The organism is Lentzea xinjiangensis (assembly GCF_900110955.1).
Classification (GTDB): Bacteria; Actinomycetota; Actinomycetes; order Mycobacteriales; family Pseudonocardiaceae; genus Lentzea; species Lentzea xinjiangensis.
Genome location: NZ_FOFR01000020.1, coordinates 1 through 25,241, shown reverse-complemented (window position 1 = coordinate 25,241; position 25,241 = coordinate 1). Strand labels below are relative to the sequence as shown.

Annotated in this window: 26 protein-coding genes; 10 read left to right on the top strand and 16 right to left on the bottom strand. The window is 69.5% G+C overall.

Features of this window, described 5'->3' with window-relative positions; genetic code table 11:
• The first annotated feature begins 120 nt into the window (after nucleotides 1-120).
• The 6 genes from BMW88_RS32030 (at nucleotide 121) to BMW88_RS41305 (ending at nucleotide 6,345) form a co-directional block, all read left to right on the top strand.
• The gene (locus BMW88_RS32030) at nucleotides 121-1,629 is read left to right on the top strand and encodes an NCS1 family nucleobase:cation symporter-1 (protein ID WP_089958129.1); all 1,509 of its coding nucleotides are present in this window, start codon (nucleotides 121-123) and stop codon (nucleotides 1,627-1,629) included.
• Complete coding sequence (locus BMW88_RS32025) at nucleotides 1,626-2,468, top strand: nitrilase-related carbon-nitrogen hydrolase (protein WP_089958127.1); 843 nt, start codon at nucleotides 1,626-1,628, stop codon at nucleotides 2,466-2,468. The genes BMW88_RS32030 and BMW88_RS32025 overlap by 4 nt, the downstream gene beginning before the upstream one ends.
• Nucleotides 2,465-3,850 (top strand): dihydropyrimidinase, encoded by a 1,386-nt coding sequence (gene hydA / locus BMW88_RS32020; RefSeq protein ID WP_089958124.1) that lies wholly within the window; start codon nucleotides 2,465-2,467, stop codon nucleotides 3,848-3,850. The genes BMW88_RS32025 and hydA overlap by 4 nt, the downstream gene beginning before the upstream one ends.
• Nucleotides 3,851-3,865: 15 nt before the next feature.
• Nucleotides 3,866-4,858, top strand: a complete 993-nt coding sequence (locus tag BMW88_RS32015) for a TIGR03842 family LLM class F420-dependent oxidoreductase (protein ID WP_089958122.1) — start codon at nucleotides 3,866-3,868, stop codon at nucleotides 4,856-4,858.
• Nucleotides 4,859-5,343: 485 nt separating this feature from the next.
• On the top strand, nucleotides 5,344-6,135 hold the full coding sequence (locus tag BMW88_RS32010) for a hypothetical protein (protein ID WP_143116374.1): 792 nt from the start codon (nucleotides 5,344-5,346) through the stop codon (nucleotides 6,133-6,135).
• 18 nt (nucleotides 6,136-6,153) lie between these two features.
• Entirely contained in the window at nucleotides 6,154-6,345 is a 192-nt protein-coding gene (locus BMW88_RS41305; protein ID WP_143116373.1) for a hypothetical protein, read from the top strand.
• 88 nt (nucleotides 6,346-6,433) lie between these two features.
• Here the strand turns inward: BMW88_RS41305 and BMW88_RS32005 are convergent, their stop codons facing one another.
• The 9 genes from BMW88_RS32005 to BMW88_RS31965 all read right to left on the bottom strand — a co-directional run bounded on the left by BMW88_RS32005 (nucleotide 6,434) and on the right by BMW88_RS31965 (nucleotide 14,902).
• Nucleotides 6,434-7,384, bottom strand: coding sequence for an NUDIX hydrolase (locus BMW88_RS32005; RefSeq protein WP_089958117.1), 951 nt, complete (start codon nucleotides 7,382-7,384; stop codon nucleotides 6,434-6,436).
• On the bottom strand, nucleotides 7,381-8,493 hold the full coding sequence (locus BMW88_RS32000) for a glycosyltransferase family 4 protein (protein ID WP_089958114.1): 1,113 nt from the start codon (nucleotides 8,491-8,493) through the stop codon (nucleotides 7,381-7,383). Before BMW88_RS32000 ends, BMW88_RS32005 begins: the two co-directional genes overlap by 4 nt.
• Before the next feature lie 13 nt (nucleotides 8,494-8,506).
• Nucleotides 8,507-9,409, bottom strand: a complete 903-nt coding sequence (locus BMW88_RS31995) for a phosphatidylinositol mannoside acyltransferase (protein WP_089958111.1) — start codon at nucleotides 9,407-9,409, stop codon at nucleotides 8,507-8,509.
• Complete coding sequence (gene pgsA, locus BMW88_RS31990) at nucleotides 9,406-10,008, bottom strand: phosphatidylinositol phosphate synthase (protein ID WP_089958109.1); 603 nt, start codon at nucleotides 10,006-10,008, stop codon at nucleotides 9,406-9,408. Before pgsA ends, BMW88_RS31995 begins: the two co-directional genes overlap by 4 nt.
• Nucleotides 10,009-10,400: 392 nt before the next feature.
• Nucleotides 10,401-11,240: a helix-turn-helix domain-containing protein gene (locus tag BMW88_RS31985; RefSeq protein WP_089958107.1), complete on the bottom strand. Its 840-nt coding sequence runs from the start codon at nucleotides 11,238-11,240 to the stop codon at nucleotides 10,401-10,403.
• A gap of 307 nt (nucleotides 11,241-11,547) precedes the next feature.
• The gene (locus tag BMW88_RS31980) at nucleotides 11,548-11,727 is read right to left on the bottom strand and encodes a hypothetical protein (RefSeq protein WP_089958105.1); all 180 of its coding nucleotides are present in this window, start codon (nucleotides 11,725-11,727) and stop codon (nucleotides 11,548-11,550) included.
• Nucleotides 11,728-11,783: 56 nt separating this feature from the next.
• On the bottom strand, nucleotides 11,784-12,332 hold the full coding sequence (locus BMW88_RS31975) for an HIT family protein (protein WP_089958102.1): 549 nt from the start codon (nucleotides 12,330-12,332) through the stop codon (nucleotides 11,784-11,786).
• On the bottom strand, nucleotides 12,329-14,377 hold the full coding sequence (thrS, locus tag BMW88_RS31970) for a threonine--tRNA ligase (RefSeq protein ID WP_177221520.1): 2,049 nt from the start codon (nucleotides 14,375-14,377) through the stop codon (nucleotides 12,329-12,331). Before thrS ends, BMW88_RS31975 begins: the two co-directional genes overlap by 4 nt.
• A 33-nt stretch (nucleotides 14,378-14,410) precedes the next feature.
• Nucleotides 14,411-14,902: a GNAT family N-acetyltransferase gene (locus tag BMW88_RS31965; protein WP_089958100.1), complete on the bottom strand. Its 492-nt coding sequence runs from the start codon at nucleotides 14,900-14,902 to the stop codon at nucleotides 14,411-14,413.
• A gap of 140 nt (nucleotides 14,903-15,042) precedes the next feature.
• On the opposite strand from BMW88_RS31965, the gene BMW88_RS31960 reads away from it, so the two are divergent.
• Both BMW88_RS31960 and BMW88_RS31955 read left to right on the top strand, forming a co-directional pair.
• Nucleotides 15,043-15,357 (top strand): hypothetical protein, encoded by a 315-nt coding sequence (locus BMW88_RS31960; RefSeq protein WP_143116372.1) that lies wholly within the window; start codon nucleotides 15,043-15,045, stop codon nucleotides 15,355-15,357.
• Nucleotides 15,354-15,788: a hypothetical protein gene (locus BMW88_RS31955; RefSeq protein WP_089958094.1), complete on the top strand. Its 435-nt coding sequence runs from the start codon at nucleotides 15,354-15,356 to the stop codon at nucleotides 15,786-15,788. The genes BMW88_RS31960 and BMW88_RS31955 overlap by 4 nt, the downstream gene beginning before the upstream one ends.
• A 130-nt stretch (nucleotides 15,789-15,918) precedes the next feature.
• On the opposite strand, the gene BMW88_RS31950 is transcribed toward BMW88_RS31955, so the two are convergent.
• From BMW88_RS31950 to BMW88_RS31925, 6 genes are all read right to left on the bottom strand, one after another.
• The gene (locus BMW88_RS31950) at nucleotides 15,919-17,565 is read right to left on the bottom strand and encodes an AMP-binding protein (RefSeq protein ID WP_089958398.1); all 1,647 of its coding nucleotides are present in this window, start codon (nucleotides 17,563-17,565) and stop codon (nucleotides 15,919-15,921) included.
• A gap of 164 nt (nucleotides 17,566-17,729) precedes the next feature.
• Nucleotides 17,730-18,428 carry a FadR/GntR family transcriptional regulator gene (locus BMW88_RS31945; protein WP_089958093.1) on the bottom strand — a complete coding sequence of 233 codons (699 nt, stop codon included), beginning with the start codon at nucleotides 18,426-18,428 and terminating at the stop codon, nucleotides 17,730-17,732.
• A 2-nt stretch (nucleotides 18,429-18,430) separates the two neighbouring features.
• On the bottom strand, nucleotides 18,431-19,198 hold the full coding sequence (locus BMW88_RS31940) for a 3-oxoacyl-ACP reductase (protein ID WP_089958090.1): 768 nt from the start codon (nucleotides 19,196-19,198) through the stop codon (nucleotides 18,431-18,433).
• Nucleotides 19,199-19,213: 15 nt separating this feature from the next.
• On the bottom strand, nucleotides 19,214-20,566 hold the full coding sequence (locus BMW88_RS31935; RefSeq protein WP_089958089.1) for an aldehyde dehydrogenase family protein: 1,353 nt from the start codon (nucleotides 20,564-20,566) through the stop codon (nucleotides 19,214-19,216).
• Nucleotides 20,563-21,255 (bottom strand): gamma-glutamyl-gamma-aminobutyrate hydrolase family protein, encoded by a 693-nt coding sequence (locus BMW88_RS31930; protein ID WP_218148285.1) that lies wholly within the window; start codon nucleotides 21,253-21,255, stop codon nucleotides 20,563-20,565. Before BMW88_RS31930 ends, BMW88_RS31935 begins: the two co-directional genes overlap by 4 nt.
• A complete protein-coding gene (locus BMW88_RS31925) occupies nucleotides 21,242-22,582 on the bottom strand; it encodes a glutamine synthetase family protein (RefSeq protein WP_089958086.1) in 1,341 nt (446 codons plus the stop codon). Before BMW88_RS31925 ends, BMW88_RS31930 begins: the two co-directional genes overlap by 14 nt.
• Nucleotides 22,583-22,691: 109 nt before the next feature.
• Between BMW88_RS31925 and eat the strand changes: the two genes are divergently transcribed.
• Together eat and BMW88_RS31915 are read left to right on the top strand one after the other, a co-directional pair.
• Nucleotides 22,692-24,116, top strand: a complete 1,425-nt coding sequence (gene eat / locus BMW88_RS31920) for an ethanolamine permease (protein WP_089958084.1) — start codon at nucleotides 22,692-22,694, stop codon at nucleotides 24,114-24,116.
• Between the two features lie 75 nt (nucleotides 24,117-24,191).
• Nucleotides 24,192-25,055 carry a 3-hydroxybutyryl-CoA dehydrogenase gene (locus BMW88_RS31915; RefSeq protein ID WP_089958081.1) on the top strand — a complete coding sequence of 288 codons (864 nt, stop codon included), beginning with the start codon at nucleotides 24,192-24,194 and terminating at the stop codon, nucleotides 25,053-25,055.
• Between the two features lie 83 nt (nucleotides 25,056-25,138).
• Here BMW88_RS31915 and BMW88_RS41300 read toward each other — a convergent pair.
• A partial coding sequence (locus BMW88_RS41300) for an integrase core domain-containing protein (RefSeq protein WP_143116158.1) occupies nucleotides 25,139-25,241 on the bottom strand: 103 nt, incomplete at its 5' end.

Here is a 25,241-nt window from a genome sequence, read left to right as displayed (position 1 = left end):
CGCCGATCATGACAAGCGTGGACACTCTGACACTGCCACACCCGCGGCAGCGGACTGAGGATTCTCCGGTGGAAACGACCGCGTTCGCCGTGTTTCAGCAGCGTAACAGGGGGTTGAACGATGACGGCTGAGTCCTCGCCGCCCCGGGTCACACCGGACGGCCGCGTCGAGCTGAGCGACGTGGGTCCCATCGAAGGCAGCAGGTTCTTCAACCCCGAGCTCGCGCCGGTGCCCGTCGAGCAGCGGACGTGGACGACGTACAACTTCTTCGCGCTGTGGATGGGCATGGCGCACAACATCCCCAGCTACACGCTGGCCGCCAGCCTGATCGCACTGGGCATGGACTGGGTGCAGGCGTTCCTCACGATCACCCTGGGCAACCTGATCGTGCTGGTTCCGATGCTGCTCAACAGCCACGCCGGCACGAAGTACGGCATCCCGTTCCCCGTGTTCGCCCGCGCGTTCTACGGCATCCGCGGCGCGAACCTCGTCGCGCTGCTGCGGGCGTTCATCGCGTGCGCCTGGTTCGGCATCCAGACGTGGGTGGGTGGCAAGGCGCTGCACGTGATCGTCGGCCGGCTGGCCGGCGACGGGTGGGTCAGTGCGTCCGAAGTGGGCGGTCAGCCGTGGACGCTGTGGTTGTGCTTCTTCGGTTTCTGGGTCGTGCAGATGCTGGTCATCTGGCGCGGCATGGAGGCGATCCGGCGGTTCGAGAACTGGACGGCGCCGCTCGTCAGCGTCGGGTTCCTGATCCTGCTGGGCTACGTGCTGGTGAAGGCGGGCGGGTTCGGGCCGATCCTGCACACCGGCAGCGCACTCGGCTGGGGACCGGACTTCTGGAAGGTCTTCTTCCCGGCGCTGATGGGCATGATCGCGTTCTGGTCGACGCTCAGCCTGAACATGCCGGACTTCACGCGGTTCGGCGGGTCGCAGCGCAAGCAGGCGATCGGGCAGGTCCTCGGCCTGCCGACCACGATGTCGTTCATCGCGATCGTCGCGATCCTGACGACGTCCGGCGCGCAGGCGTTGTACGGCGAGGCGATCTGGGACCCCGCGGACCTCGCGTCCCGCTTCGACAGCACGGTCCTCGTGATCGTCGCGCTGGTCTCGCTGGTGCTGGCCACGATCTCGGCGAACCTCGCGGCGAACGTCGTGAGCCCGTCCTACGACTTCTCGAACGCGTTTCCGCGGCGCATCACGTTCGCCGTCGGCGGCCTGATCACCGGCGTGATCGGCATCCTGATCCAGCCGTGGCGGCTGATCTCCGACCCGAGCATCTACATCTTCGCGTGGCTCGGCTTCTACGGCGGCCTGCTCGCCTCGGTGGCCGGCGTGTTCGTCGCCGGGTACTGGGTGATCGGGAAGACCGAGCTGCACCTCACCGACCTCTACCTCGACGGCCGGGGCGCGTACTGGTTCAACGGCGGCTGGAACTGGCGGGCGGTCCTCGCGACCCTCGTGGGCTCCGTGCTCGCGGTGGGCGGCGCCCACGGCGGACCGTTCCCCGCCGACGGCCTGATTCCGTTCCTCAAGCCGCTCTACGACTACAACTGGGTGGTCGGCTTCGCGGCCGGCTTCCTGGTGTTCCTGGCCCTGAAGGACAACACGGCAAAGGAGACGACCAGGTGAGCAACATCATCCGGGCGGCGCTCGTCCAGCAGAAGTGGACCGGCGACAAGGAGTCGATGATCGCGAACGCGGTCGAGCACATCCGTGCCGCGGCCTCGCAGGGCGCGCAGGTGCTGTGCCTGCAGGAGCTGTTCTACGGCCCGTACTTCTGCCAGGTGCAGGACGCGGACTTCTACTCCTACACGGAGGCGATCCCGGACGGCCCCACGACGCGGCTGATGCAGGAGGTCGCCGCCCAGCACAGCATCGTGCTGATCGTGCCGATGTACGAGGTGGAGCAGCCGGGCGTCTACTACAACACCGCGGCCGTGATCGACGCGGACGGCACCTACCTCGGCAAGTACCGCAAGAACCACATCCCGCAGGTCAAGGGCTTCTGGGAGAAGTTCTACTTCAAGCCGGGCAACCTCGGCTACCCGGTCTTCGACACCGCGGCCGGCCGCATCGGCGTCTACATCTGCTACGAGCGCCACTTCCCCGAGGGCTGGCGCGCCCTGGGCCTCGCGGGCGCGAGGATCGTGTTCAACCCGTCGGCGACCTCGCGGTCGCTGAGCGAGTACCTGTGGCGGCTGGAGCAGCCCGCCGCGGCCGTCGCGAACGAGTACTTCGTCGGCGCGATCAACCGGGTAGGCGTGGAACCGTTGGGTGACAACGAGTTCTACGGCCAGACGTACTTCGTCTCGCCGCGCGGGCAGCTCGTCGGCGACGCCGCGTCCGACACCGAGGAGGAGCTCGTGGTGCGCGACCTCGACCTCGACCTGCTGACCGAGGTGCGCGACACGTGGGCGTTCTACCGCGACCGCCGGCCGGACACCTACGAGGGTCTGGTGACGCCGTGAGCACGCTCATCCGCAACGGACTGGTCATCAACGCGACCGGCTCGCACGCCGCCGACGTGCTGATCGAGGGAGAGCACATCGCCGCCCTGGTCACGCCGGGGTTCTCGGTGCGGGCGGACGAGGAGGTCGACGCGGCGGGGAAGTACGTCATCCCCGGCGGCATCGACGTGCACACGCACATGGAGATGCCGTTCGGCGGCACGCAGTCCGCGGACACGTTCGAGACCGGCACGACCGCGGCGGCGTGGGGCGGCACGACCACGATCGTCGACTTCGCCGTGCAGCCCAAGGGCGGCTCCCTGCTGTCCACACTGGACAGGTGGCACGCCAAGGCCGACGGCAACTGCGCGGTCGACTACGGCTTCCACATGATCATCTCCGACGTGCACGACCAGTCGCTCAAGGAGATGGAGTCGTGCATCGCGCAGGGCGTGAACAGCTTCAAGATGTTCATGGCCTACCCCGGCGTCTTCTACGCCACCGACGGCGAGATCCTGCGCGCCATGCAGAAGGCCCGCGAGACCGGTGCCACGATCATGATGCACGCGGAGAACGGCATCGCGATCGACCAGCTCGTCGCGCAGGCGCTCGCGAACGGCCTGGGCGACCCGGTCCAGCACGGCCTGACCCGGCCGCCGGAGCTGGAGGGCGAGGCCACGTCGCGGGCGATCCAGCTCGCGAAGGTGACCGGTTCCCCCTTGTACGTCGTGCACCTGTCGGCGGCGCAGGCACTGGACGCCGTCACGGCCGCGCGGGACACGGGCCAGAACGTGTTCGCCGAGACGTGCCCGCAGTACCTGTACCTGTCGCTGGAGGACCTGGCACGTCCGGGCTTCGAGGGCGCGAAGTACGTGGCATCGCCCCCGTTGCGGCCGAAGGAGCACCAGTCGTCGCTGTGGCGGGGGCTGCGGACCAACGACCTCTCGGTGGTGAGCACCGACCACTGCCCGTTCTGCTTCAAGGACCAGAAGCAGCTCGGCGTCGGCGACTTCTCCAAGATCCCCAACGGCATGCCCGGCGTCGAGCACCGCGTCGACCTGCTGCACCAGGGCGTCGTGAAGGGCGAGATCACCCGCGAGCGCTGGGTCGAGATCGCCTCCACCACCCCGGCGCGGATGTTCGGCATGTACCCGCGCAAGGGCGTGATCGCTCCCGGAGCGGACGCGGACGTCGTGGTCTACGACCCCGCGGCGGTGCAGACGATCTCCGCCGAGACCCACCACATGGCCGTGGACTACTCGGCCTACGAGGGCTTCGAGGTGACCGGGCGGGTGGACACCGTGTTCTCCCGCGGCCGCAAGGTGATCGCCGATGGCGCCTACCACGGCTCGACGGGGCACGGCCGGTTCGTGTCCCGCGACCTCAACCAGTACCTCGTCTGAGAAAGGGCGTCATCCGTGGACTTCGGCATCGTGCTGCAGACCGACCCGCCGGCGCGGGACGTGGTGGCGGGTCTTCGCGCCGCCGAGGACTGCGGCTTCCGCTACGGCTGGACGTTCGACTCCTGCGTGCTGTGGCAGGAGCCGTTCGTCATCTACTCGCAGGTGCTGGCGGCCACCCGCGACCTGGTCGTGGGCCCGATGGTCACCAACCCGTCGACCCGCGACTGGTCGGTGACGGCGTCGCTGTTCGCGACTCTGAACGACATGTTCGGCAACCGCATGGTCTGCGGCATCGGCCGCGGCGACTCGGCCCGCCGCGTGATCGGCCAGAAGCCCGCCTCCCTGGCGGTCCTCGGTTCCGCGATGCACGTGATCAAGGAGCTCGCGGAGGGCCGTTCGGTCGAACACCACGGCACCGCCGTGCAGATCCCGTGGGTGCGCAACGGGAAGCTCGAGATCTGGATGGCCGCGTACGGCCCGAAGGCGTTGAGGATGGTCGGTGAGCAGGCCGACGGCTTCATCCTGCAGACCGCCGACCCGGACATCGCGCGCTGGACGATCGGCTCGGTCCGCGAGGCGGCGGTGGCCGCCGGCCGGGACCCGTCGGCCATCACGATGTGCGTGGCGGCACCGGCCTACGTGGGAACGGACCTGGCGCACCAGCGCGACCAGCTCCGGTGGTTCGGCGGCATGGTCGGCAACCACGTCGCGGACCTCGTCGCGCGGTACGGCGACTCCGGCGTCGTGCCCAAGGCCCTGACCGACTACATCAAGGACCGCGAGGGCTACGACTACGCCCACCACGGCAGGGCGGGCAACCGTTCCACGGACTTCGTGCCGGACGCGATCGTGGACCGGTTCTGCCTGGTCGGGCCGGAGTCGGCGCACGTCGAACGGTTGCAGGAGCTGAAGGAGATCGGCGTCGACAACTTCGCGCTGTACCTGATGCACGACGAGAAGGACAAGACGCGCGACGCGTACGGATCGGCCGTGATACCGCAGGTTTGAGGACCGCGAAGGGGTGCCACTGCCCACCGAGGGCACAACAAGTGGCGCCCTCCGCGCCCGGCCGACCGCCGGATTTGGCAGGTTCCGCGCCGGAACGACCTAATCGGACAAATTCAGACCCATGCTGTGACGCGGATCACAAATCGGTGCTGCGGGCGTGCGGATAGGAGTACGAAGGCATCAGGGCCCGAATCAGCCCGAGTTGCACGGCTTCGCCGTTCAGCGAAATGCCTGGGGGCATGGGGGATCAGTTTCGCCGCCTTCTTCCGCGACGCGTCGACGCCGAGGAAGAAGTGCGCCAGTTCAGCCTGCGCAAAGCGCGAAGTGGGCGTGGGAACCCGCTCCCGAGCTGATCAGGAAATCCGCACCACGCGTGTTCGACCGGCCGTCGGCATCCAGATCGCCGGTATCGCACGCCAATCTCTGGGGGAAATGATTTGAAGTCACTGTTCCGCGACCACCACGGATTACGCCACGCTTTCACGGTGGCCACCGTGCTGGTGACAGCGGTTGCATTCGGAAGTGTCGGCCACAGCGCAAGCGCGACGCCCAGGACGGGTGAGGCGCCTGTTTCACAGGATTCCGGGCCTGGCCTCATGTCGCTGCCCGGAGACGTTCCCGGCGAGGTGAAAGCGACTCTCGGGAAGCTGGAGAAGAGCTCACAGGTCTTCTCGGAGACGTTCAGCAAAGGGGACCTGAGCCTCACCGAGCGGCTGACGGAACACGTCCGACGGGCCGTCGAGTCGGGCACCATCACGACGCACCTCCCGAGCGGCGCCAAGTTCGACGTCGCCTCAGCCACGGCCTACACGCCGAAGAACGGCGACGGGCCATCGATCCTGCGCCTTCCCCTCGCCGGGACGAACCTGGCCAGGGCGAGCGTGCTGGGGGTGACGTTCGACTCCAGGACCGGCGCGGTGGTCGCCACCACCGAGATGGTCATTTCCGGCGCGGAGAACAACTCCGCGCACGTGACCGTCTGGAACAACGGCGTGCTGTCCCTCAACAAGATCGCATCTTCCGATGGACAGGTTCGTGACACCGGCGTTGTTCCCGCGACCACCCTTTCCGCGGCTTCCGACGGATTCTGGGAGAGGCTGAACGATTGCCTTGCCGGGCTTGGTATACCATGGGCTGTTGTGACCGCGATCGCCGTCGCGTGCTCTGCCGCGTGCGTCATCTCGGCCGGTACCGGATGTCTGCTGTGCATTCTTGCGGCAGCGGGTGTCACTCAGGCGAACATCGCCGGTTGCGTCGCTGAAGCAAGTCAAGGCTAGTCCCGAGGAGGCGGCACCTTGAACTCTCGCCAGAAGACAATCTGCATCGCCAGTGCGGTGATGATCGGTCTCGGGGCGATGCTGCCCACGATCGAGGGCTCACCGGTACCGGCTCTGGTGGGTGTGCCGATCGCCGTGGCAGCGCTTGCCGTGCTCATCGCCACCGTCGTCTCCGCACGCTCCAAGAAGAACGGCGAGAGGCTCGAATAAGGCCGCTCCAGGAATGGGCGGCGTCCCGGCAGCTCTCTGCCGCGACGCCGCCCGTTCTTCTGCCTCGATCTTCCCCACGGCGAACGAGCTACCGGACGGTGCGCGTTTCCCCGTCCCACGCTTTCGAGAGCAGCCCGGAGAGCAACTGGGAGAGCTGCGCGGGGTAGACGGTCTCCTCGGTGGCTGCCAGCTCCTCCGCGCTCCACCACCGGTAGCCGGAGATGCTGGCCTCTTCGACGTCGTCGAACCCCGAGGTGTCCACGTCGAGCCCATCGACGGAGGCGTGGAAGAACCACTCCTCCGCGTCGAACGTCGTGCCACCGAAGCTGAACACCGCGCGACGCCGCCACACCGGGCCGACCAGTGACTCGGGCGCGAGCTTCACGCCGGTCTCCTCGAAGGCCTCGCGGACGGCCGCGTCCCGCAGCTCCTCGCCGTCCTCGACGCCACCGCCGACGGTGAACCAGAACAGCTCCTGCGGACGGGCCGGGTCGAAGCCGTGGAACAGCAGCACGCGGCCGGAGGAGTCCGTCAGCACCACGCGGGCCGACGGCCGCGGCGTCAGCATCACGGCGTCGGAGGGCGCGACGGGCTCGGCGATCTCGAAGTACGACGGCTGGGGCGCGGTGCCCGCCAGCCGCAGCCAGCGCACGATCCGGCGGCGGCGCTGGAGCAGCGTGTCGCGCACGGCGTCGTTGTGCACGCGGCGGGCGAGCATCACGCGTTCCTCGGCGTCGGCCAGCTCGAAGGCCAGCGCCGGGGCGAGGGAGGACCTGTCCAGCGTGCCCAGCAGGGCCGAGAGCTCGTTCTCGGCGAGCTCGCGTTCGGCGCGCGTGGCCGACTCGGCGCGGGAGGCGGCAGCGGACAGGGCGGGGTCCAGCAGGGCGCGCACCACGACGGCGCGGCGGGCCAGTGCGGCGTCCAGGGCGGCCCAGGCGGCGTCGGTGCGCACGTGCAGGCGGTCCAGGCGGTTCGCGGTCCTGAGGATCCAGGTGGCCAGCAGCAGTGCCACGACCACCACGACCAGTGCCGTGGTCATGCCTCGCCCACCCGGCGGGGGTCGGCGGCGATGGCGGTCTCGTAGACGCGCAGGACCTGGCTCGCCACCACGGACCAGTCGAAGGCCTGCACCCGTTGCGAAGCCAGGTCGACGTACTCGGCGCGCAGAGCGCTGTCGCTCAGCACGGAACGCAGCGCCCCGGCCAGGGCGGCGGCGTCGCCGACGGGGAACAGCACGCCAGCCTTGCCGTCGTCCAGCACGCGCCGGAACGCGTCGAGGTCCGAGGCCACCACGGCGGTGCCGGCGGACATGGCCTCGGTCAGGATGATGCCGAAGGACTCACCGCCGGTGTTCGGGGCGACGTAGACGTCGACACTGCGCAGCATCCTCGCCTTGTCCTCGTCGCTCACCTGGCCCAGCAGGTCGACCCGCGAGGCGAACGGACCGTCGAACGGGCTCTCGCCGCGGCCGACGACGAGCAGCCTCAGGTCGGGGAACTCGTCGGCGATCAGCCCGAACGCCTCCCACAGGATCGGCATGCCCTTGCGCGGCTCGTCGTAGCGGCCGACGAAGCCGATGGTGCCGCCCGGCCGCGGATAGCCGTCCAAAGTGGACGCCGAGGCGAAGAAGTCGACGTCGACGCCGTTCGGGATCTCCACGGCGTCACCGCCGAGGTGCTCGACCTGGACGCGCCTGGCCAGCGCGGAGACCGCGATGCGGGCGGTGACCTTCTCCAGGAACGGTTGCAGGAAGCCCTGGAACGCCGCCAGCATCTTGGAGCGCTGGGTGGAGGTGTGGAACGTGGCGACGATCGGGCCGTCCGCTACCACCAGCGCCAGGAACGACAGCGACGGCGCCGTGGGCTCGTGCAGGTGCAGGACGTCGAACTCGTGCTCGTCGATCCAGCGGCGGACCCGCGCGTAGGAGACGGGGCCGAACGACAACCGCGCCACCGACCCGTTGTACGGGATGCCGACCGCGCGGCCGGCGGAGGTGACGAACTCGGGCAGCTCCTGGTCGTCGTCGGCGGGCGCGAGCACGTTCACCGAGTGGCCGAGCCGGATCAGGGCGCGCGCGAGGTCGACGACGTGGGCCTGCACTCCCCCCGGCACGTCGAGGGAGTACGGGCAGACGATCCCGACCTTCACCTGGCCACGCCCTTCACCGCGCGAGCCTCCTGGCCAGTGCGGCGCGGCGGCTCTCCGGCAGGTCGGCGAGCCAGAGCTTCTGCATCATGTGCCAGTCGGCGGGGTGCGCGGCGATGTCGGCGGCGAACACGTCGGCGATGGCCTGGGTGGCGGCCTGGACGGTGCTGACCTTGATCGGCGGGTGGATGCGGAAGTGCCAGCCGTCCTCGGTGAACCAGCAGCCCACCGGCAGCAGCGCGGCGCCGGTCGTGGCCGCGAGGTGCGCGGGACCGGCGGGCATCATGGTCTGCTCGCCGAAGAACGTCACCGGCACGCCGGACGAGGTCAGGTCGCGGTCGCTCAGCAGGCACACGACCTTGTTGGCGCGCAGCCGCTCGGCCAGCACAGTCGCGGGTGGACGGTCGCCGCCGCTCAGCGGCAGCACCTCGAAGCCGAGGGTCTCCCGGAACTCCACGAACTTGCGGTACAGCGACTCGGGCTTCAACCGCTCGGCCACCGTCGTGAACGTGCCGGAGTGGCCGACGAGCCAGACCCCGGCCATGTCCCAGTTGCCGCTGTGCGGGAGGGCGGCCACCGCACCGGTGCCGTTCTCCAGCGCCGCGTCGAGGTTCTCCTGGCCGGACACCTGGAACCTGCGCTTCGCGTAGGCGGCGCGCAAGTCCATCGACGGCAACCGGAACGCCTCGCACCAGTAGCGCGCGTACGACCGCAGCGAGTCGCGCACCAGTTCGTCGAGCTCTTCCTCGCCGGCCCGCGGAACGACCCGGCGCAGGTTCGTGCGCAACTGCTCGACGCTCGCCCCACCACGCCGAGCCGCGAGGTCGGCACCCACGCGGAACAACCCGCGCGCCCACGACTCCGGCAGCAGGCGGATCAGCCGCCACCCGGCGCTGTACCCGAGGGTCGCGAGGTTCACGCGGCCTCCCGCGCGGACTTCGCGACGGCCAGGACCCGCTGCAGCACCGTCACCACCGTCATGACCGCGAGCAGCCACAGCGCGACGTCCAGCAGGTGCGGCACCCCGAGCCCCTGCACACCGGCACCGATCAGCGCGACGATGAAGCGCTCGGCCCGTTCGGCCAGACCACCGTCGGCGTTCAGCCCGGTCGCGTCGGCGCGCGCCTTGACGTAGGAGATGACCTGCGAAGCGATCAGGCAGATGAACCCGGCCGCGGCGGTCCACCTGTTGCCGGTGTCGAACGCGTACCAGGTGAGCGCGGCGAACAGGGCGCCGTCGGCGATGCGGTCGCACGTCGCGTCGAGCACGGCACCGAACTTCGTCGGCCCCTGCGCGCGGGCCATCGCGCCGTCGAGCAGGTCGAGCAGCACGAAGAACGCCACCAGCGCACTGCCGACGAACAGCTGCCCGCGGGGGATGAACCACAGGGCACTCGCCACGGCGCCGACCGTGCCGACGACGGTGACGGCGTTGGGCGTGAGGCCACGCGCCAGCAGCCACGCCCCGATCGGATCGGTGACGCGCGAGACGGACGCGCGAGCGAAGATGTTCAGCATGGCGTGTCGCAGCCTAGCTGGACTGGTGAAACGCGCTCATCGCGGGTGAGGCGGGCAGGTGCGGCGGCAAGCGGCAAACACCGGCCGGGCGACAGGCGACCGGCGGCAACGCAACCTGCGCGGAAGTCAGCGCAGCGGTGAACCCCGCGCCGGCGGACACCGCCACATCACCGTTCAGCGCGAAGCCAGCAGCCAAGCCTCAACGCGAAGCCAACAGCCAAGCCGCAGCGCGAAGCCAACAGCCGAGCGCCAGCGCCGTCCACCCCAGCGCCCAGCCCCCGAACAAGCCGCCCAACCGCCCGAGACGACAGACCCCCCGCCTCGCCCCAGCGGAGAACCGGGCCGGGCGCCGCCCGTCGAGACGACAGCCCCGCGAGAACCCCCTCGACCCCCTAGCCGAGCCGCCGGTGGTCTTCGGCCACCCGCTTGAGCAGCGCCTGCAGCTCCTCCCCCCGCACCGCCATCCGCTCGAGCTTGCCGAACAGCGCGAGGTACTCGCGCACGTCCAGCGGGTCGGTGATGGTGGCGTTGCCCGTGAGCACGCTGACCGTGACGGTGCGCTCGTCGTAGATGTGGAACCCGTGCAGCGCCACCACGTTCGCGTCGGCCGACCACGGCACGACGCCGAGCCGGACGTTCGGTCTGCGCTGCATCGTGGCCAGGTGCTCGATCTGCTCCGCCATCTGCTCGGGCGAGCCCATCCGCCAGCGCAGGGCGCTTTCGGAGAGCACGAACACGAACTGCTTCGCCAGGTCGTCCATCCGGGAACGGCGGATGCGCAGGGCGGCCACCGCGGCCTCCTGCTCCGACGGCGGCATCGTCCCCAGCACGATGCGCAGGTAGGCCTCGGACTGCAGCAGCGAGGGGACCAGGTTGACCTGGAAGAACCTCGATGTCGACGCCCGCGCCTCCACTCGGCTGATCGTCTGCTGGTGGCGGTGCGCCCCTCGGTGCAGCACGACGCGGCGGGTTTCCGCCTCGGCGTGCAGCGACCTGGCGAGTTCGACCAGTTCGATGCGCGTCTCCCTCGCGGCGGCCAGTTCCACCACGAGACGCTCCACATCCGCCACGGACGGGAGCAGCATGCCGTTCTCGATCTTCGACAGCTTTGACTGGCTCATCCCGGTGGCACGGGCGGTGGCCGTGCCGGTCATCTTCGCCTCGGTGCGCAACCGGCGTAGTTCACGCGAAAGCCGTTCTCTCGCTAATCGCGAACGCTCAGGTGCGGTCATGTTCGCACCGTAACCATCCGCACACTCGGAGACGATCGGCCATAGGCGGGGACTTGACTCGCAGTTGACACCTCCAGGTGGGTGATCTCACCTACCTGGAATCGGTTTGTGCTGCCGTTACGTCTCGATCCACCGGGGAAAAGCACCCGAAAGTTGTAGTGCTCGCTATTCCTGGCGAAGTGGAAAGCGGGCGGATTGTCCAGTGCGGACAACGTGAGTGGTTTTTGTCACTCTTATGTCCACGAATTTGTTCGCGGTTCAATCACACCCGCGTCGGCTAAACGCTGCGTTCAGCCGACGGGGTGCCTCAAACCGACTTCCGCGCACGCAATACCGTGCGCACACCGAACCCGATGGCGCCGAAGATGAGCACGAAACCGATGAGCCCCAGGCCGGGGGCGTCGTCGTGCTGGGCGTACAGCAGGGCACCGACACCCAGCGCGGCGACGGCAACGCAGGCGACCAAGGGCAGCAACAACCGGAGCATGGATCGACTATCGCTCATGATCTATCGAAAGTCAACAGATACCGAGCGTGGAACGATCAGCCGAGGGCCTTCCAGCCGTCCGCCAGCAGGTGCCGGGTCTCCCCCAGCAACTGCGGCAGCACCTTGGTCTGCCCGATGACCGGCATGAAGTTCGCGTCCCCGCCCCACCGCGGCACGACGTGCTGGTGCAGGTGGGCGGCGATCCCGGCGCCGGCGACGACGCCCTGGTTCATGCCGACGTTGAACCCGTGCGGCGCCGCCACGTGCCGCACCACCCGCATCGCCTTCTGCGTGAACGCGGCGAACTCGGCCGTCTCCGACGTCGTCAGGTCCGTGTAGTCCGGCACGTGCCGGTACGGCAGCACCATCAGGTGACCGGGGTTGTACGGGTACAGGTTCAGCACCGCGAAGACCTCGGCCCCACGCGCGATGATCAGCCCGGAGGCGTCGTCCAGCGCCACCACGCGGCAGAACGGACAGCCCTCCGGCTCGTCGCCGTGGGCCTTGCCCGCACCCTGCACGTACGACAGGCGGTGCGGGGTCCACAGGCGCTGCAACGCGTCCTGGACCCCCACACCGTCCTGCTCGGAGTACTCAGGCGTCACGAGAGCAGTTCCGCGGTGGGCGAGGCGTTCTCCCGGCGGCCCACCCACTCGACGATCTGCTCGACGGCCCGCTCGACCGGCACACCGTTGATCTGCGTGCCGTCGCGGAACCGGAACGACACCGCGTTCGCCTCCACGTCCTTGGCGCCCGCCAGGAGCATGAACGGCACCTTCTGCATGGTGTGGTTGCGGATCTTCTTCTGCATCCGGTCGTCCGAGGCGTCGATCTCGACCCGGATGCCCGCCTTGCGCAGCACGTCGCGGACGGCGAACAGGTGCTCGTCGTTCTCCGAGGTCACGGGGATGCCGACGACCTGCACCGGGGCGAGCCACGCCGGGAACGCGCCCGCGTAGTGCTCGGTCAGCACGCCGAAGAACCGCTCGACCGAGCCGAACAGGGCGCGGTGGATCATGACCGGGCGCTGGCGGGAGCCGTCCGGGCCGGTGTACTCGAGCTCGAACTTCTCGGGCAGCATGAAGTCGAGCTGGATCGTCGACATCTGCCAGGTGCGGCCGAGCGCGTCACGCGCCTGCACGGAGATCTTCGGACCGTAGAACGCGGCGCCGCCGGGGTCGGGCACGAGCTCCAGGCCGGACTCGCGGGCCACCGAGGCGAGCGTCTCCGTCGCCTCCTCCCAGACGTCGTCGGGACCGACGAACTTCTCCGGGTTCTTGGTCGACAGCTCCAGGTAGAAGTCGTCCAGGCCGTAGTCGCGCAGCAGGTCCAGCACGAACGTCAGCAGCGACTTCAGCTCGTCGCGGACCTGGTCGCGGGTGCAGAAGATGTGCGCGTCGTCCTGCGTCATGCCGCGCACGCGGGTCAGGCCGTGCACCACGCCGGACTTCTCGTAGCGGTAGACGCCGCCGAACTCGAACATGCGCAGCGGCAGCTCGCGGTAGGACCGGCCCCGCGACTTGAAGATCAGGTCGTGGAACGGGCAGTTCATCGGCTTGAGGTAGTAGTCCTGGCCGGGCTTGCGGACCGTGCCGTCGGGGTTGAGCTCGGCGTCGAGGTGCATCGCCGGGTACATGCCGTCCTTGTACCAGTCGAGGTGACCGGAGACCTCGAACAGCCTGCCCTTGGTGATGTGCGGCGAGTAGACGAACTCGTAGCCCTCTTCGGTGTGCCGCTGCCGGGAGTAGTCCTCCATGGCCTTGCGGATGATGCCGCCCTTGGGGTGGAACACCGCGAGACCGGAGCCGATCTCGTCCGGGAAGCTGAACAGGTCGAGCTCGACGCCCAGCTTGCGGTGGTCGCGCCGCTCGGCCTCTGCCAGGCGCTCCAGGTACGCGTCCTGGGCCTCGGTGGACTCCCACGCGGTGCCGTAGATGCGCTGGAGCTGCGGGTTGTTCTCGTTGCCGCGCCAGTACGCCGCCGCCACGCGGGTCAGCTTGAACGCCGGGATGTGCTTGGTGGTCGGCACGTGCGGGCCGCGGCACAGGTCGCCCCAGACCTGCTCGCCGGAGCGCGGGTCGAGGTTGTCGTAGATCGTCAGCTCGCCGCCGCCGACCTCCATGACCTCGCTGGTGTCAACGTCGCTCTTGATGTCCACGAGCTCAAGCTTGAACGGCTCGGCCGCGAGCTCGGCCTTGGCGGCGTCGACCGACTCGACGACGCGGCGCGAGAACCGCTGCGACGACTTGATGATCTGCTTCATGCGCTTCTCGAGCGCCTGCAGGTCCTCTGGCGTGAACGGCTTCTCGACCTGGAAGTCGTAGTAGAAGCCGTCCTTCACCGGCGGGCCGATGCCGAGCTTGGCCTCGGGGAACTGCTGCTGCACCGCCTGCGCCAGCACGTGCGCGGCGGAGTGGCGGATGACGCTGCGGCCGTCCTCGGTGTCCGCGGCGACGGCCTCGACCTCGACGTCGACCCGCGGGGTCCACGACAGGTCGCGCAGGTGGCCCTCGGCGTCGCGCACGACGACGATCGCGTCGGACCCCTTGCCGGGCAGGCCGGCCTCGCGCACGGCCGTGCCCGCCGTCGTCCCAGCCGGAACCACCACGCGCGGCGGGTTCTGGGCGACTTGCGGGCGCGGTTCGGACACGGTGACTCCTAGTGGCAGTGTTGGGTGTGCGGATCAGATGTTATCGGTGCTCAAGATGGACATGACGATCGCGTCGTGGAAGACGCCGTCCCACAGCAACGCGTCCCTCAACCGGCCTTCTTCGCGGAAGCCGAGCTTCTTGTAGACGTGGATCGCCCGCTCGTTGAAGTCGTACACCTCCAGGTCCACCCGGTGGAGGTTCCGCTCCTTGAACGCGTGGTCGAGGACGTGCCGGATCGCGAGCGTTCCGCAGCCCTTGCCGAAACCGTCCCACAACGCGATCCGCATGCCCGCCGAGCGGTTGTGCGGATTGATGGTGAGAACGACCTCGCCGAGGTACTTCCCGTCCTCGGTGATCGCGCGGGTGTAGCGGTTCGGGTCGTTCAACGTCCGCTCGACGTACGCCTCGTAATCCGCCAGCGAGTACGTCTGATGAGTACCGGTGAGGCGGTTGACCTCGTCGTCGTGCGGACCGCCTTCGGCCATCGCCTGCGCGAACTCCTTGCGGAGCGGTACGAGTTCCATGGGTCGATTGAAGCGGGTCGGCGCAAGCGGGTTTCCGCAGTACACGATTCATACGCAAGCCCATCTGAGTGGTTTTCCGGATGCGCTTCGCCGGTGGCCGCGAGCAGGCTGTGTGCCCCGGCCGCCGAATGGAGCCCGACATGCCCGACCTGGTCGTCGAATGCCCGGTCCGCCTCACCGCGTCCAACCGGGACGAACTGCGCCTGCTGTACGCCGATCTGCGCGACCACTACGCCCGGCGCGATGCCCGTGACGGCACGCGCACCACGTTGCACTTCGTGTGGACCGGCGTGCTCGACCCCGAGCTCTTCGGCCCGACCTACGCCGACCAGCGGCACGTCTTCGCCGCTTCCCGGCCTGTGCTGAACTCCGCGCGGCACCGGGACGGGCTTCAGGGAACGAACAGGTGGCTGTCAGCCCCGCCTCAGCCGGACAGCGCATCGTCGAGGACATGAGCGAGCAGGGACAGGCGCCTCCACCGCAGGAGCCGCCGCAGGACGAACCGCGGGCGGCGCAGCCCGCACCGGACCAGGTGACGACCCCGCCGCCCGCCGACGCACCGGCCGCGCCTGGTCAGCACCAGCCCGCCCCGGCGCGGCCGGCGGCGGAAGCACCCGCCACCCCCGTGGTCGCGGTACCGGCCCGCGGCCGGATGAGGCGCTTCGCCGGGCACCGGGCCACGCAGCTCGTCGCCGTGGGACTGCTGGGGCTCGTCCTCGGCGGCGGCGTCGTGGGAGCGGTCGCGGCCAGCCGGTTCGACGAGCGCGGTCCCGGCCACGTGCGGATGCACGACCGCGGGGAACGCTGGCCCGACCGCGGCGGCGACCGGTTCGAGCAGCGCGGCCCGTTCGGCGAGGGCCGTGAGGGCGACCGCTTCGAGCGGTGATCGACGAGCGCACGACCCGCGTTTCTGCCCGATCCCCGACGACGCGGGTCGTGCGCTCCCCTACGCCGGAACGCACGGCACGGCCGGATTGGTCCCCCTCGTTCTGCCGTGCCGTGCGTTCCTTCCGCGCTCACGCGTGTGACTGCGGTCCGATCCGGATCGCGAGGAGCTGCCGCCGCAGCACCTTCCCGGTCGCGTTGCGCGGCAGCTTCGGCACGACCACGACCTCGCGCGGGACCTTGTGCCGCGCGAGCCTGGTGCGCACGAACTCGCGCAGCTCCCGCACGTCGATCCGCGTTCCCGCGACCGGCACCACGAACGCGCGCAACCGTTGCCCGTACTCGGGGTCCGGCACGCCGAGCACCGCCGCGTCCCGCACGCGGTAGTGCGTCATAAGCAGGTTCTCCACCTCGACCGGGTACACGTTCTCGCCGCCGGAGACGATCATGTCGTCCTCGCGGCCGTCGAAGTAGAGCCGGCCGTTGGGGTCGAAGTGCCCGAGGTCGCCGGTCGCGACCAGCCCGTCGATCGACTCCTTCTGCGTGCCGTCCGTGTAGAGGTCGACCGTGAGCGAGCCGCGCACGTAGATCCGGCCCGTCACGAACGACCGCGTGATGCGGTTGCCGGTCTCGTCGTAGAGGCGCACGACGCAGTTGTGCGGTGGCCTGCCGACGCTGGACGGCGCGGCCGCCAGATCCTCCGGCGTGGCGATGGTGGCGACGGCGACCTCGGTCGAGCCGTAGAGGTTGTAGAGCACCGGCCCCAGCACGTCCATGGTGCGCTGCACGAGGTCGGGCGCGATCGGCGAACCGGAGGAGAACACCACGCTCAGGTGGCTCAGGTCGAACGAGTCCAGCACCGAGCGGTCCAGCTCCATGATCCGCTGCAGCATCGTCGGGACCAGCACCAGCGTCGTGCACCGCTGGCCCTGCACCGACCACAGCGTCTTGCGCGGGTCGAACCGGCGGTGCAGCACCGCGCGCGAGCCCAGCGACATCGCGAGCGTCAGGTGCGAGTAGCCGACCGAGTGGAAGATGGGCGCGGCGATGAACGTCGACTCGTTGGCCCTCATCGGGATGCGGTCGAGGAAGTCCGACGCCGTGAGCACGGACTTGATCTCGCGCGCCGTGCCCTTCGGCGTGCCGGTGGTGCCCGAGGTGAGCTGGATGACCACGCCGGGCTCGCGCGGCGGCTCCAGCTCGCCGCGCGGGGCTTTCGCCACCAACTGGTCGAGCGTCGGCGTGCGGCGGTCCAGCCCGTCGCGCGACCAGGCGAGCCAGCGCGGGATCGACGGCGGGAGCTGGTGGAACAGCGGCGTGAACTCCTCGTCGTGGATCACGACCGACGCGCGTTCCCGTTGCAGCAGGTCGAGCACGACCGGGGCGCCGAACCCGGTGTTCACCAGCAGCACGCGGACGCCGAGCTTCGCGCACGCCAGCAGCGACTCGACGATGCCGCGGTGGTTGCGGCACATCAGCGCGACGACGTGCGTGTGCTGCACGCCCAGCGCGCGCAGGCCCTGCGCGATGGCGTCGGAACGCCGGTCGAGCTGCCCGTACGTCACCGAGCCGCGTTCGTCGACGACGGCGACGCCGTCCGGGTTCAACCGGACGGAACGGCGCAGCGCCGTGACGTTCGGCCCCCAGACCGGCACCTCTCTCAGCGCCTGCACGGACATCTTGATGTTCGTGAGACTCACCATGCCCGCGGCGGACAAGACACGGAGTGAGTGCACCCGGCCCACGGCGTCGCGAAACACCTTGCGCAACCCTGGCATCAACAGCTCCTCGCGCTGCAAGTCCCCCGAGGTGTTCGGACGGTAACTGTCCGCAAGGCTCACGCCAAGGGCTGTTCCGTGCGGAACGAGCAAGACGAGGAGACTTTCGACGATGTAAACGTTTTCATGTTGTCAGGGGTCTGACAGGTCGGCGGTCTGGCGGATCAGACCAGGAAGGCGCGCAGCAGCGACGCCGTGCCGTCGAGGTGCTCGGCCATCGACCGGCGGGCGGCCGCCGGGTCTCCGTCCAAAATGGAGGTGATGATGCGCTCGTGCTGGGCGTTCGAGTGCGCGAGGTTCGGCTCGAGCAGCGGGATGTGGTCCAGCAGCTCGTTGGTGCGCATCCGCGACTCGGCGACGGCGGCCGTGAGCGACGCGGACCCGGTGGCCTCGGCGATGGCGAGGTGCAGCCGGGAGTCCTTGCGCCGGTACTCCCCCAGCGACGCGGTGGACGCCTCGTCGAGCCACGCCCTGAGCCCGCGGCGCTCCGACGGCCCCAGCGACCGGCCCGCCGCCGTCTCCGCGGCGCCCGCCTCCAGGACCTTCCGCAGCGTCAGCACGTCGTCGACGTCGCCGAACTGCTTGCCGGGAGCCGGTTTCGGGATCTCCTCGTTGACGAACGTGCCGCCGTAGCGGCCCCGCCGCGACTCGACGTAGTGGTTCTCCTGCAACGACTTGATCGCCTCGCGCACGGTCACCCGGCTCACGCCGAGCCGGGTGGCCAGCTCCCGTTCGGACGGCAGCCGCTCCCCCGGCGCGACGACGCCGAGGCGGATGGACTGCATGAGCCGTTCGACGGTCTCCTCGAAGGCGTTGCCCGCCCGCACCGGGCGGAACAACGCTTCCTGTGCGTGCTCCGGCATCTCTACAGCGGTGTCACGTACGCGCCGGCGATGCCGCCGTCCACGAGGAAGTTCGACGCCGTGATGAACGACGAGTCGTCGGAGGCGAGGAACGCCACGGCCGCGGCGATCTCGGCCGGTTCGGCGAACCGGCCCAGCGGCACGTGCACGAGCCGGCGCGCGGCCCGCTCGGGGTCCTTCGCGAACAGCTCGCGCAGCAGCGGCGTGTTGACCGGCCCGGGGGACAGCGCGTTGACGCGGATGCCCTCGCGCGCGAACTGCACGCCGAGCTCGCGCGACATCGCCAGCACGCCGCCCTTCGAGGCGGTGTACGAGATCTGCGACGTCGCCGCGCCCATCGTCGCGACGAACGACGCGGTGTTGATGATCGATCCCTTGCCGCCCGCCTGCATGTGCGGGATGGCGTACTTGCAGCACAGGTAGACCGACGTGAGGTTCACCTTCTGCACGCGGTCCCACGCCTCGATGCCGGTCGTGAGGATCGAGTCGTCCTCCGGCGGCGAGATGCCGGCGTTGTTGAACGCGACGTCCAGCTTGCCGTAAGTGTCCACAGTGGTCTGGAAGAGCGCCTTGACCTGGTCCTCGTCGGTCACGTCGACCTGGACGAACAGCCCGCCGGCCTCGTCCGCGGCCGCCTTGCCGCTCTCCGGGTCGAGATCGGCGACGACGACCTTCGCGCCCTCGCTCGCGAACCTGCGCACGGTCGCGAGACCGATGCCGCTGCCGCCACCCGTCACGACGGCCACGCGGCCCTCGAGTCGCTGCACCATCTTTGTCCTCCTGGCTCAGGTTGCGATGAAGACGTTCTTGACCTCGGTGAACGCGTCGAGCGCGTCCGGTCCGAGCTCCCGGCCGAGCCCGGACTGCTTCACCCCGCCGAACGGCGTCCAGTAGCGGACGGACGAATGCGAGTTCACCGACAGGTTCCCGGCTTCGACGGCCCGCGAGACCCGGATCGCGCGGCCGACGTCCCGCGTCCAGATCGAGCCGGACAGGCCGTACTCGGAGTCGTTCGCGATCCTGATCGCGTCGGCCTCGTCGGTGAACGGCAGCACGACGACGACCGGGCCGAAGATCTCCTCGGTGACCGTCACGTGGTCCGCCGGGGGCGTCAGCACCGTCGGCGGGAACCAGAAGCCGGGCCCCTCCGGCGAGGTTCCGCGGAACGCGACGTGCGCGTCGTCTGGCACGTAAGACGCCACCCTGCCGAGGTGCGCCGCGGAGATGAGCGGCCCCATCTCGGTCGCCTCGTCGCCCGGTGCGCCCACCCGCACGCCCTTCACGGCGGGCTCGAGCAGTTCCATGAACCGGTCGTAGACGCTCGCCTGCACCAGGATGCGCGACCGCGCGCAGCAGTCCTGCCCGGCGTTGTCGAACACCCCGTACGGCGCGGTCGCGGCGGCCTGCTCCAGGTCGGAGTCCGCGAAGACGATGTTGGCCGACTTGCCGCCGAGCTCCAGCGTCACGCGCTTCACCCGGTCCGCGCAGCCCGCCATGACCTGCTTGCCGACCTCGGTCGAGCCGGTGAAGACCACCTTGCGCACCAAGGGGTGCGTGACGAACCGCTGGCCGACGACCCCTCCCTTGCCGGGCAGCACCTGGAGCACGCCCTCCGGGAGGCCCGCCGCCAGCGCCAGCTCACCGAGGCGGATCGCGGTCAGCGGGGTGACCTCGGCCGGCTTGAGCACCACGGTGTTGCCGGCGGCGAGCGCCGGGGCGAACCCCCACCCGGCGATCGGCATCGGGAAGTTCCACGGCACGATCACGCCGACGACGCCGAGCGGTTCGTGGAAGGTGACGTCGAGACCGCCGGGGACCGGGATCTGCTTGCCGAACAACCGTTCCGGCGCGGCCGAGTAGTAGTGCAGCACGTCGCGGACGTTGCCCGCCTCCCAGCGCGCGTTGCCGATGGTGTGCCCGGAGTTCTCGACCTCCAGCCGCGCCAGCTCCTCGTTGTGCGCGTCGACCGCCTCGGCGAACCTGCGCAGCAGCCGCGCTCGGTCACCGGGCGCGACGGCGCGCCACGTCTGGAAGGCCTGGTGCGCCTTGCTGATCGCGGCGTCGGTCTCGTCGAGGCTCGTGTGCGGGACCTGCCGCACCAGCTCCTCGGTGGCCGGGTTGATGACGTCAAAGGTCACGCTTTTCTCCTTGCAACGTCCACGAGGTCTCCGAACAGCCTCAGGTCCTCGACGTCCTGCTCCGGGTGCGACTGCACGCCGAGGACGAACCGCGCGCCCTCCAGCTCGACGGCCTCGACGGTGCCGTCGGGCGCCCTGGCGGTGACGTGCAAGCCGTCCGCGACCCGGTCCAGCGACTGGTGGTGGTGGCACTGCACCGTCGTCCGCGAGCCGATGATCGTGTGCAGGCGCGTGCCGGGCACGACCTCGATCTCGGTGTGCCCGAAGACGCCCGGTGCCGGGTTGTGGCCCTCGATGTGCTGGTGCAGCGTGCCGCCCAGCGCGACGTTCAGCACCTGCATCCCCCGGCACACGCCGAGCACCGGCAGGTCGAGCTTCAGCGCGGCCTCGACGAGCGCGAACTCGGCGTCGTCGCGGTCGCGGTGCGGCTCCCCGGTCATCGGGTGCCTCTCGGCCCCGTACGCGGCGGGGTCGACGTCCGCGCCGCCCGCGATCACCAGCCCGTCGAGGAACGCGATGGTCTCGGAGGTCCAGGTGCCGACCGGCGGCAGCATGACCGGGGTGCCGCCCGCCTGGACGACGCAGTCGAGGTAACCGCGGTAGAGCACCGCGGCTTCCACGTCCCAGTGGCCGAAGCGCGTGCGCTCCAGGTAGGTGCTGATCCCGATGACCGGCTCAGAGGCGCTCAAACCCGCGCACCTTCTCCCAGTCGGTGACCGCCGCCTCGAACGCGGTCAGCTCGACCTGCGCGGCGTTGAGGTAGTGGTCGACGACGTCCGCGCCGAACGCGTCCCGCGCGATCTCGCTGGACGCGAGCAGCTCGGCGGCTTCCTTGAGCGTCGTGGGCACGGTGGCCCGGTCCGAGGCGTAGGCGTTGCCGACGAACTCGTCCTCCAGCTCCAGCTCCCGCTCGACCCCGTGCAGCCCGGCCGCGATCAGCGCCGCCACCGCGAGGTAGGGGTTCACGTCGCCGCCGGGCACCCGGTTCTCGAACCGCAGCGACTGGCCGTGGCCGACCACGCGCAGCGCGCAGGTGCGGTTGTCGCGGCCCCACGCCACCGCGGTCGGCGCGAACGAGCCCGGCACGAAGCGCTTGTAGGAGTTGATGTTCGGCGCGAGGAAGTACGTGAACTCCCGCAGCGCGGCGAGCTGACCGGCGAGGAAGTGCCTCATCAGCTCCGACATGCCCCTGCCCTCGGCGAAGACCGGCTCGCCGTCCGCCGACCGCAGCGACAGGTGGATGTGGCAGGAGTTGCCCTCGCGTTCGTTGTACTTCGCCATGAACGTGAGCGACTTGCCCTGCTGCGCGGCGATCTCCTTGGCGCCGTTCTTGTAGATGGCGTGCTGGTCGCACGTCCGCAGCGCCGTCGTGTAGCGGAACGCGATCTCGTGCTGGCCGGGGTTGCACTCGCCCTTGGCCGACTCGACGACCATGCCGGCGCCCGTCATGCCGTTGCGGATGGCCCGCAGCAACGGCTCGACGCGCGCGGTGCCGAGCAGCGAGTAGTCGACGTTGTACTGGTTCGACGGCGTGAGGTTGCGGTAGCCGGCGTTCCAGGCCTGCTCGTAGGTGTCGTCGAAGACGATGAACTCGAGCTCGGTGCCGACGTAGGCCTCCAGCCCGAGCGCGGCGAGCCGGTCGAGCTGCTTGCGCAGGACCTGCCGGGGCGACGCGACGACCGGGTCGCCGTTCTCCCAGACGACGTCGCACATGACGAGCGCGGTGCCCTCCTGCCACGGGATCCGGCGCAGCGTCCCGACGTCCGGCTTCATGACGAAGTCGCCGTACCCGCGGTCCCAGCTCGACATCGCGTACCCGCCGACCGGGTTCATCTCGACGTCGACGGCGAGCAGGTAGTTGCAGCCCTCCGCGGAGTGCCCGAGGACCTCGTCGAGGAAGTACCGCGCCGCGCACCGCTTGCCCTGCAGACGACCCTGCATGTCCACGATCGCGACCAGGACCGTGTCGATCTCGCCGGTGTCCACGGCCTCGCGCAACTCCTCGACGGTCAGCATCCGCGTTCCTCCAAAGGTATGCATACGAGCCATTGGGCGCACCATCTTGACACCACCGGGTGACGAGCGCCACCCTCAACCACTGCTCAAAGGACTACCGGGAGTCCATATGGCCAAGCACGTCGAGTACGAGAAGGTGAGCAGCGACTACCTGGAGCACCGGCAGCTCAGACGGGGGGCGGCCGGCTGGGTCCTGCTCGCCGGGCTGGGTGTCTCGTACGTGATCTCCGGCGACTTCGCCGGGTGGAACTTCGGTCTCGCCCAGGGCGGCTGGGGCGGGTTGCTGATCGCCACGATCCTGATGGCGACGATGTACACGTGCATGGTGTTCGGCCTCGCCGAACTGGCCTCCGCGCTGCCCGTCGCGGGTGCCGGCTACGGCTTCGCGAGGCGCGCGCTCGGCCCGTTGGGCGGGTACGCGACAGGAATCGCCATTCTCATCGAGTACGCCATCGCTCCCGCGGCGATCTCGGTGTTCATCGGCGACTACGTCAAGGCCTTGGGCCTGCTGGACGCCACGTGGCCGGTGTACCTGGCTTGCTACGTGATCTTCGTGGGCATCCACCTCTGGGGCGTCGGCGAGGCGCTCCGGGTGATGTTCGTGATCACGGGCGTCGCGGTCGTGGCGCTCGTCGCGTTCGTGGCGGGCATGATCCCGAAGTTCTCCGCGGACAAGCTCTTCGACATCGGCGACGGCTCGTTCCTGCCGATGGGGGTGACGGGCGCGTGGGGCGCGATCGTGTTCGCGATCTGGTTCTTCCTCGCGGTCGAGGGCGTGCCGCTGGCCGCCGAGGAAGCCCGCGACCCCAAGCGCGACATGCCGCGCGGCATCATCGGCGCGATGGTGGTGCTGCTGGTGTTCGCCGCCGCGATCCTGCTGGTGGCGCCGGGCGGCGCGGGCTCGAAGGCCCTGGAGGCCTCCGGCAACCCGTTGCCGGAGGCGGTCCGCGCGGCCTACGGCGGCGACACGTTCCTCGCGCAGCTCGTGAACTACGTCGGCCTGGCCGGCCTGGTCGCGTCGTTCTTCTCGATCATCTACGCCTACTCGCGGCAGCTCTTCGCGCTGTCCCGCGCGGGCTACCTGCCGCGGTGGCTGTCCCGCACGGGCAAGCGCAAGACGCCCTACCTCGCCCTGATCGTGCCCGGCACCATCGGCTTCGTGCTGGCGACGGTGATGAAGACCGTCGACCCGGTAACGGGAGGGGCGCGGCTCATCAACATCGCCGTGTTCGGTGCGGCGCTGTCCTACGTGCTGATGATGGTGTCGCACATCGTCCTGCGTAAGACCGCGCCCGACCTGCCTCGGCCGTACCGCACCCCCGGCGGTGTGGTGACCACGGGCGTGGCGTTGGTGTTGGCCGTCGCTGCCGTCATCGCGACGTTCTTCGTGGACGAGGTCGCCGCTGCCGTCACGGCGGGCATCGTGCTGATCGCGGTCGCCTACTACTGGTTCTACAGCCGGCACCACCTGGTGGCCGACGCGCCCGAGGAGGAGTTCGCGGCCATCGCCAAGGCGGAGGCCGAGCTGGACTGACCCGGCCGAGCCGGAGGTGGGTGGTTCCCGGCGGAACCACTCACCTTCGAGCAGGTCGTGGCAGGATCGGGCGTTGTGAGTGACATTCAACGTGTGGGAGTCGTCGGTTCCGGCCTCATGGGCTCCGGGATCGCCGAAGTGAGCGCACGCGCGGGCCTCGACGTCATCGTCGCCGAGGTCAACGCGGACGCGACCGAGGCAGCGAAGGGGCGGATCGCCTCCTCGCTCGCCAGGGGCGTGAAGGCCGGCAAGCTGAGCGAGGACGACCGCGAGGCGGCGCTGGGCCGCATCCGGTTCACCACCGACATCGGCGAGTTCGCCGACCGGCAGTTCGTGGTCGAGGCGGTCGCCGAGAACGAGCAGGTCAAGACCGAGGTCTTCACCGCGCTCGACAAGGTCGTGAAGGACGAGGACGCCATCTTCGCGTCCAACACGTCCTCCATCCCGATCATGAAGCTGGGCATGGCCACCAACCGGCCCGAGCAGGTCATCGGCGTGCACTTCTTCAACCCGGTGCCGGTGCTGAAGCTCGTCGAGATCGTGCCGTCCCTGCTGACCGGCGCCACCACGCAGGTCCGGGCGGAGGCGTTCGTCCGCGCGACCCTGCACAAGGAGGTCATCCGCTCGCAGGACCGCGCCGGCTTCGTGGTCAACGCGCTGCTGATCCCCTACCTGCTCTCGTCGATCCGCATGCTCGAGTCCGGCTTCGCCTCGGCCGACGACATCGACAACGGCATGGTGCTGGGCTGCGCGCACCCGATGGGACCGCTGCGCCTCACCGACCTGATCGGCCTCGACACCACGAAGGCCATCGCCGAGTCGATGTACGAGGAGTTCAAGGAGCCGCTGTACTCGCCGCCGCCGCTGCTGCTGCGCATGGTGGACGCGGGCCTGCTGGGCAAGAAGTCCGGCCGCGGGTTCCACAACTACGCCAAGTGAGAGAGCGCGTTCGTGCCGGTCCGGCACGAACGCGCTTCACCAGGACAAGGCCTAGATGTACTGACTCGTGACGTTGTTGACGTCTAGGCGGTCAGTCGGGTGATGGGTGGCTGGCCGCCGAGGGCGGTGTGGGCGCGTTGGGTGTTGTAGTTGTGGACCCAGCCGGGCAGGGCGGCCAGGCGGTGG

Excerpts from the sequence above, each read along its gene's own strand:
- BMW88_RS32030 (WP_089958129.1), top strand. The coding sequence starts at position 121 with ATGACGGCTGAGTCCTCGCCGCCCCGGGTCACACCGGACGGCCGCGTC.
- BMW88_RS32005 (WP_089958117.1), bottom strand. The coding sequence starts at position 7,384 with ATGACCACGGCACTGGTCGTGGTGGTCGTGGCACTGCTGCTGGCCACC.
- pgsA (WP_089958109.1), bottom strand. The coding sequence starts at position 10,008 with ATGCTGAACATCTTCGCTCGCGCGTCCGTCTCGCGCGTCACCGATCCG.
- BMW88_RS31985 (WP_089958107.1), bottom strand. The coding sequence starts at position 11,240 with ATGACCGCACCTGAGCGTTCGCGATTAGCGAGAGAACGGCTTTCGCGT.
- BMW88_RS31980 (WP_089958105.1), bottom strand. The coding sequence starts at position 11,727 with ATGCTCCGGTTGTTGCTGCCCTTGGTCGCCTGCGTTGCCGTCGCCGCG.
- BMW88_RS31965 (WP_089958100.1), bottom strand. The coding sequence starts at position 14,902 with ATGGAACTCGTACCGCTCCGCAAGGAGTTCGCGCAGGCGATGGCCGAA.
- BMW88_RS31960 (WP_143116372.1), top strand. The coding sequence starts at position 15,043 with ATGCCCGACCTGGTCGTCGAATGCCCGGTCCGCCTCACCGCGTCCAAC.
- BMW88_RS31955 (WP_089958094.1), top strand. The coding sequence starts at position 15,354 with ATGAGCGAGCAGGGACAGGCGCCTCCACCGCAGGAGCCGCCGCAGGAC.
- BMW88_RS31950 (WP_089958398.1), bottom strand. The coding sequence starts at position 17,565 with ATGCCAGGGTTGCGCAAGGTGTTTCGCGACGCCGTGGGCCGGGTGCAC.
- BMW88_RS31945 (WP_089958093.1), bottom strand. The coding sequence starts at position 18,428 with ATGCCGGAGCACGCACAGGAAGCGTTGTTCCGCCCGGTGCGGGCGGGC.
- BMW88_RS31940 (WP_089958090.1), bottom strand. The coding sequence starts at position 19,198 with ATGGTGCAGCGACTCGAGGGCCGCGTGGCCGTCGTGACGGGTGGCGGC.
- BMW88_RS31925 (WP_089958086.1), bottom strand. The coding sequence starts at position 22,582 with ATGCTGACCGTCGAGGAGTTGCGCGAGGCCGTGGACACCGGCGAGATC.
- eat (WP_089958084.1), top strand. The coding sequence starts at position 22,692 with ATGGCCAAGCACGTCGAGTACGAGAAGGTGAGCAGCGACTACCTGGAG.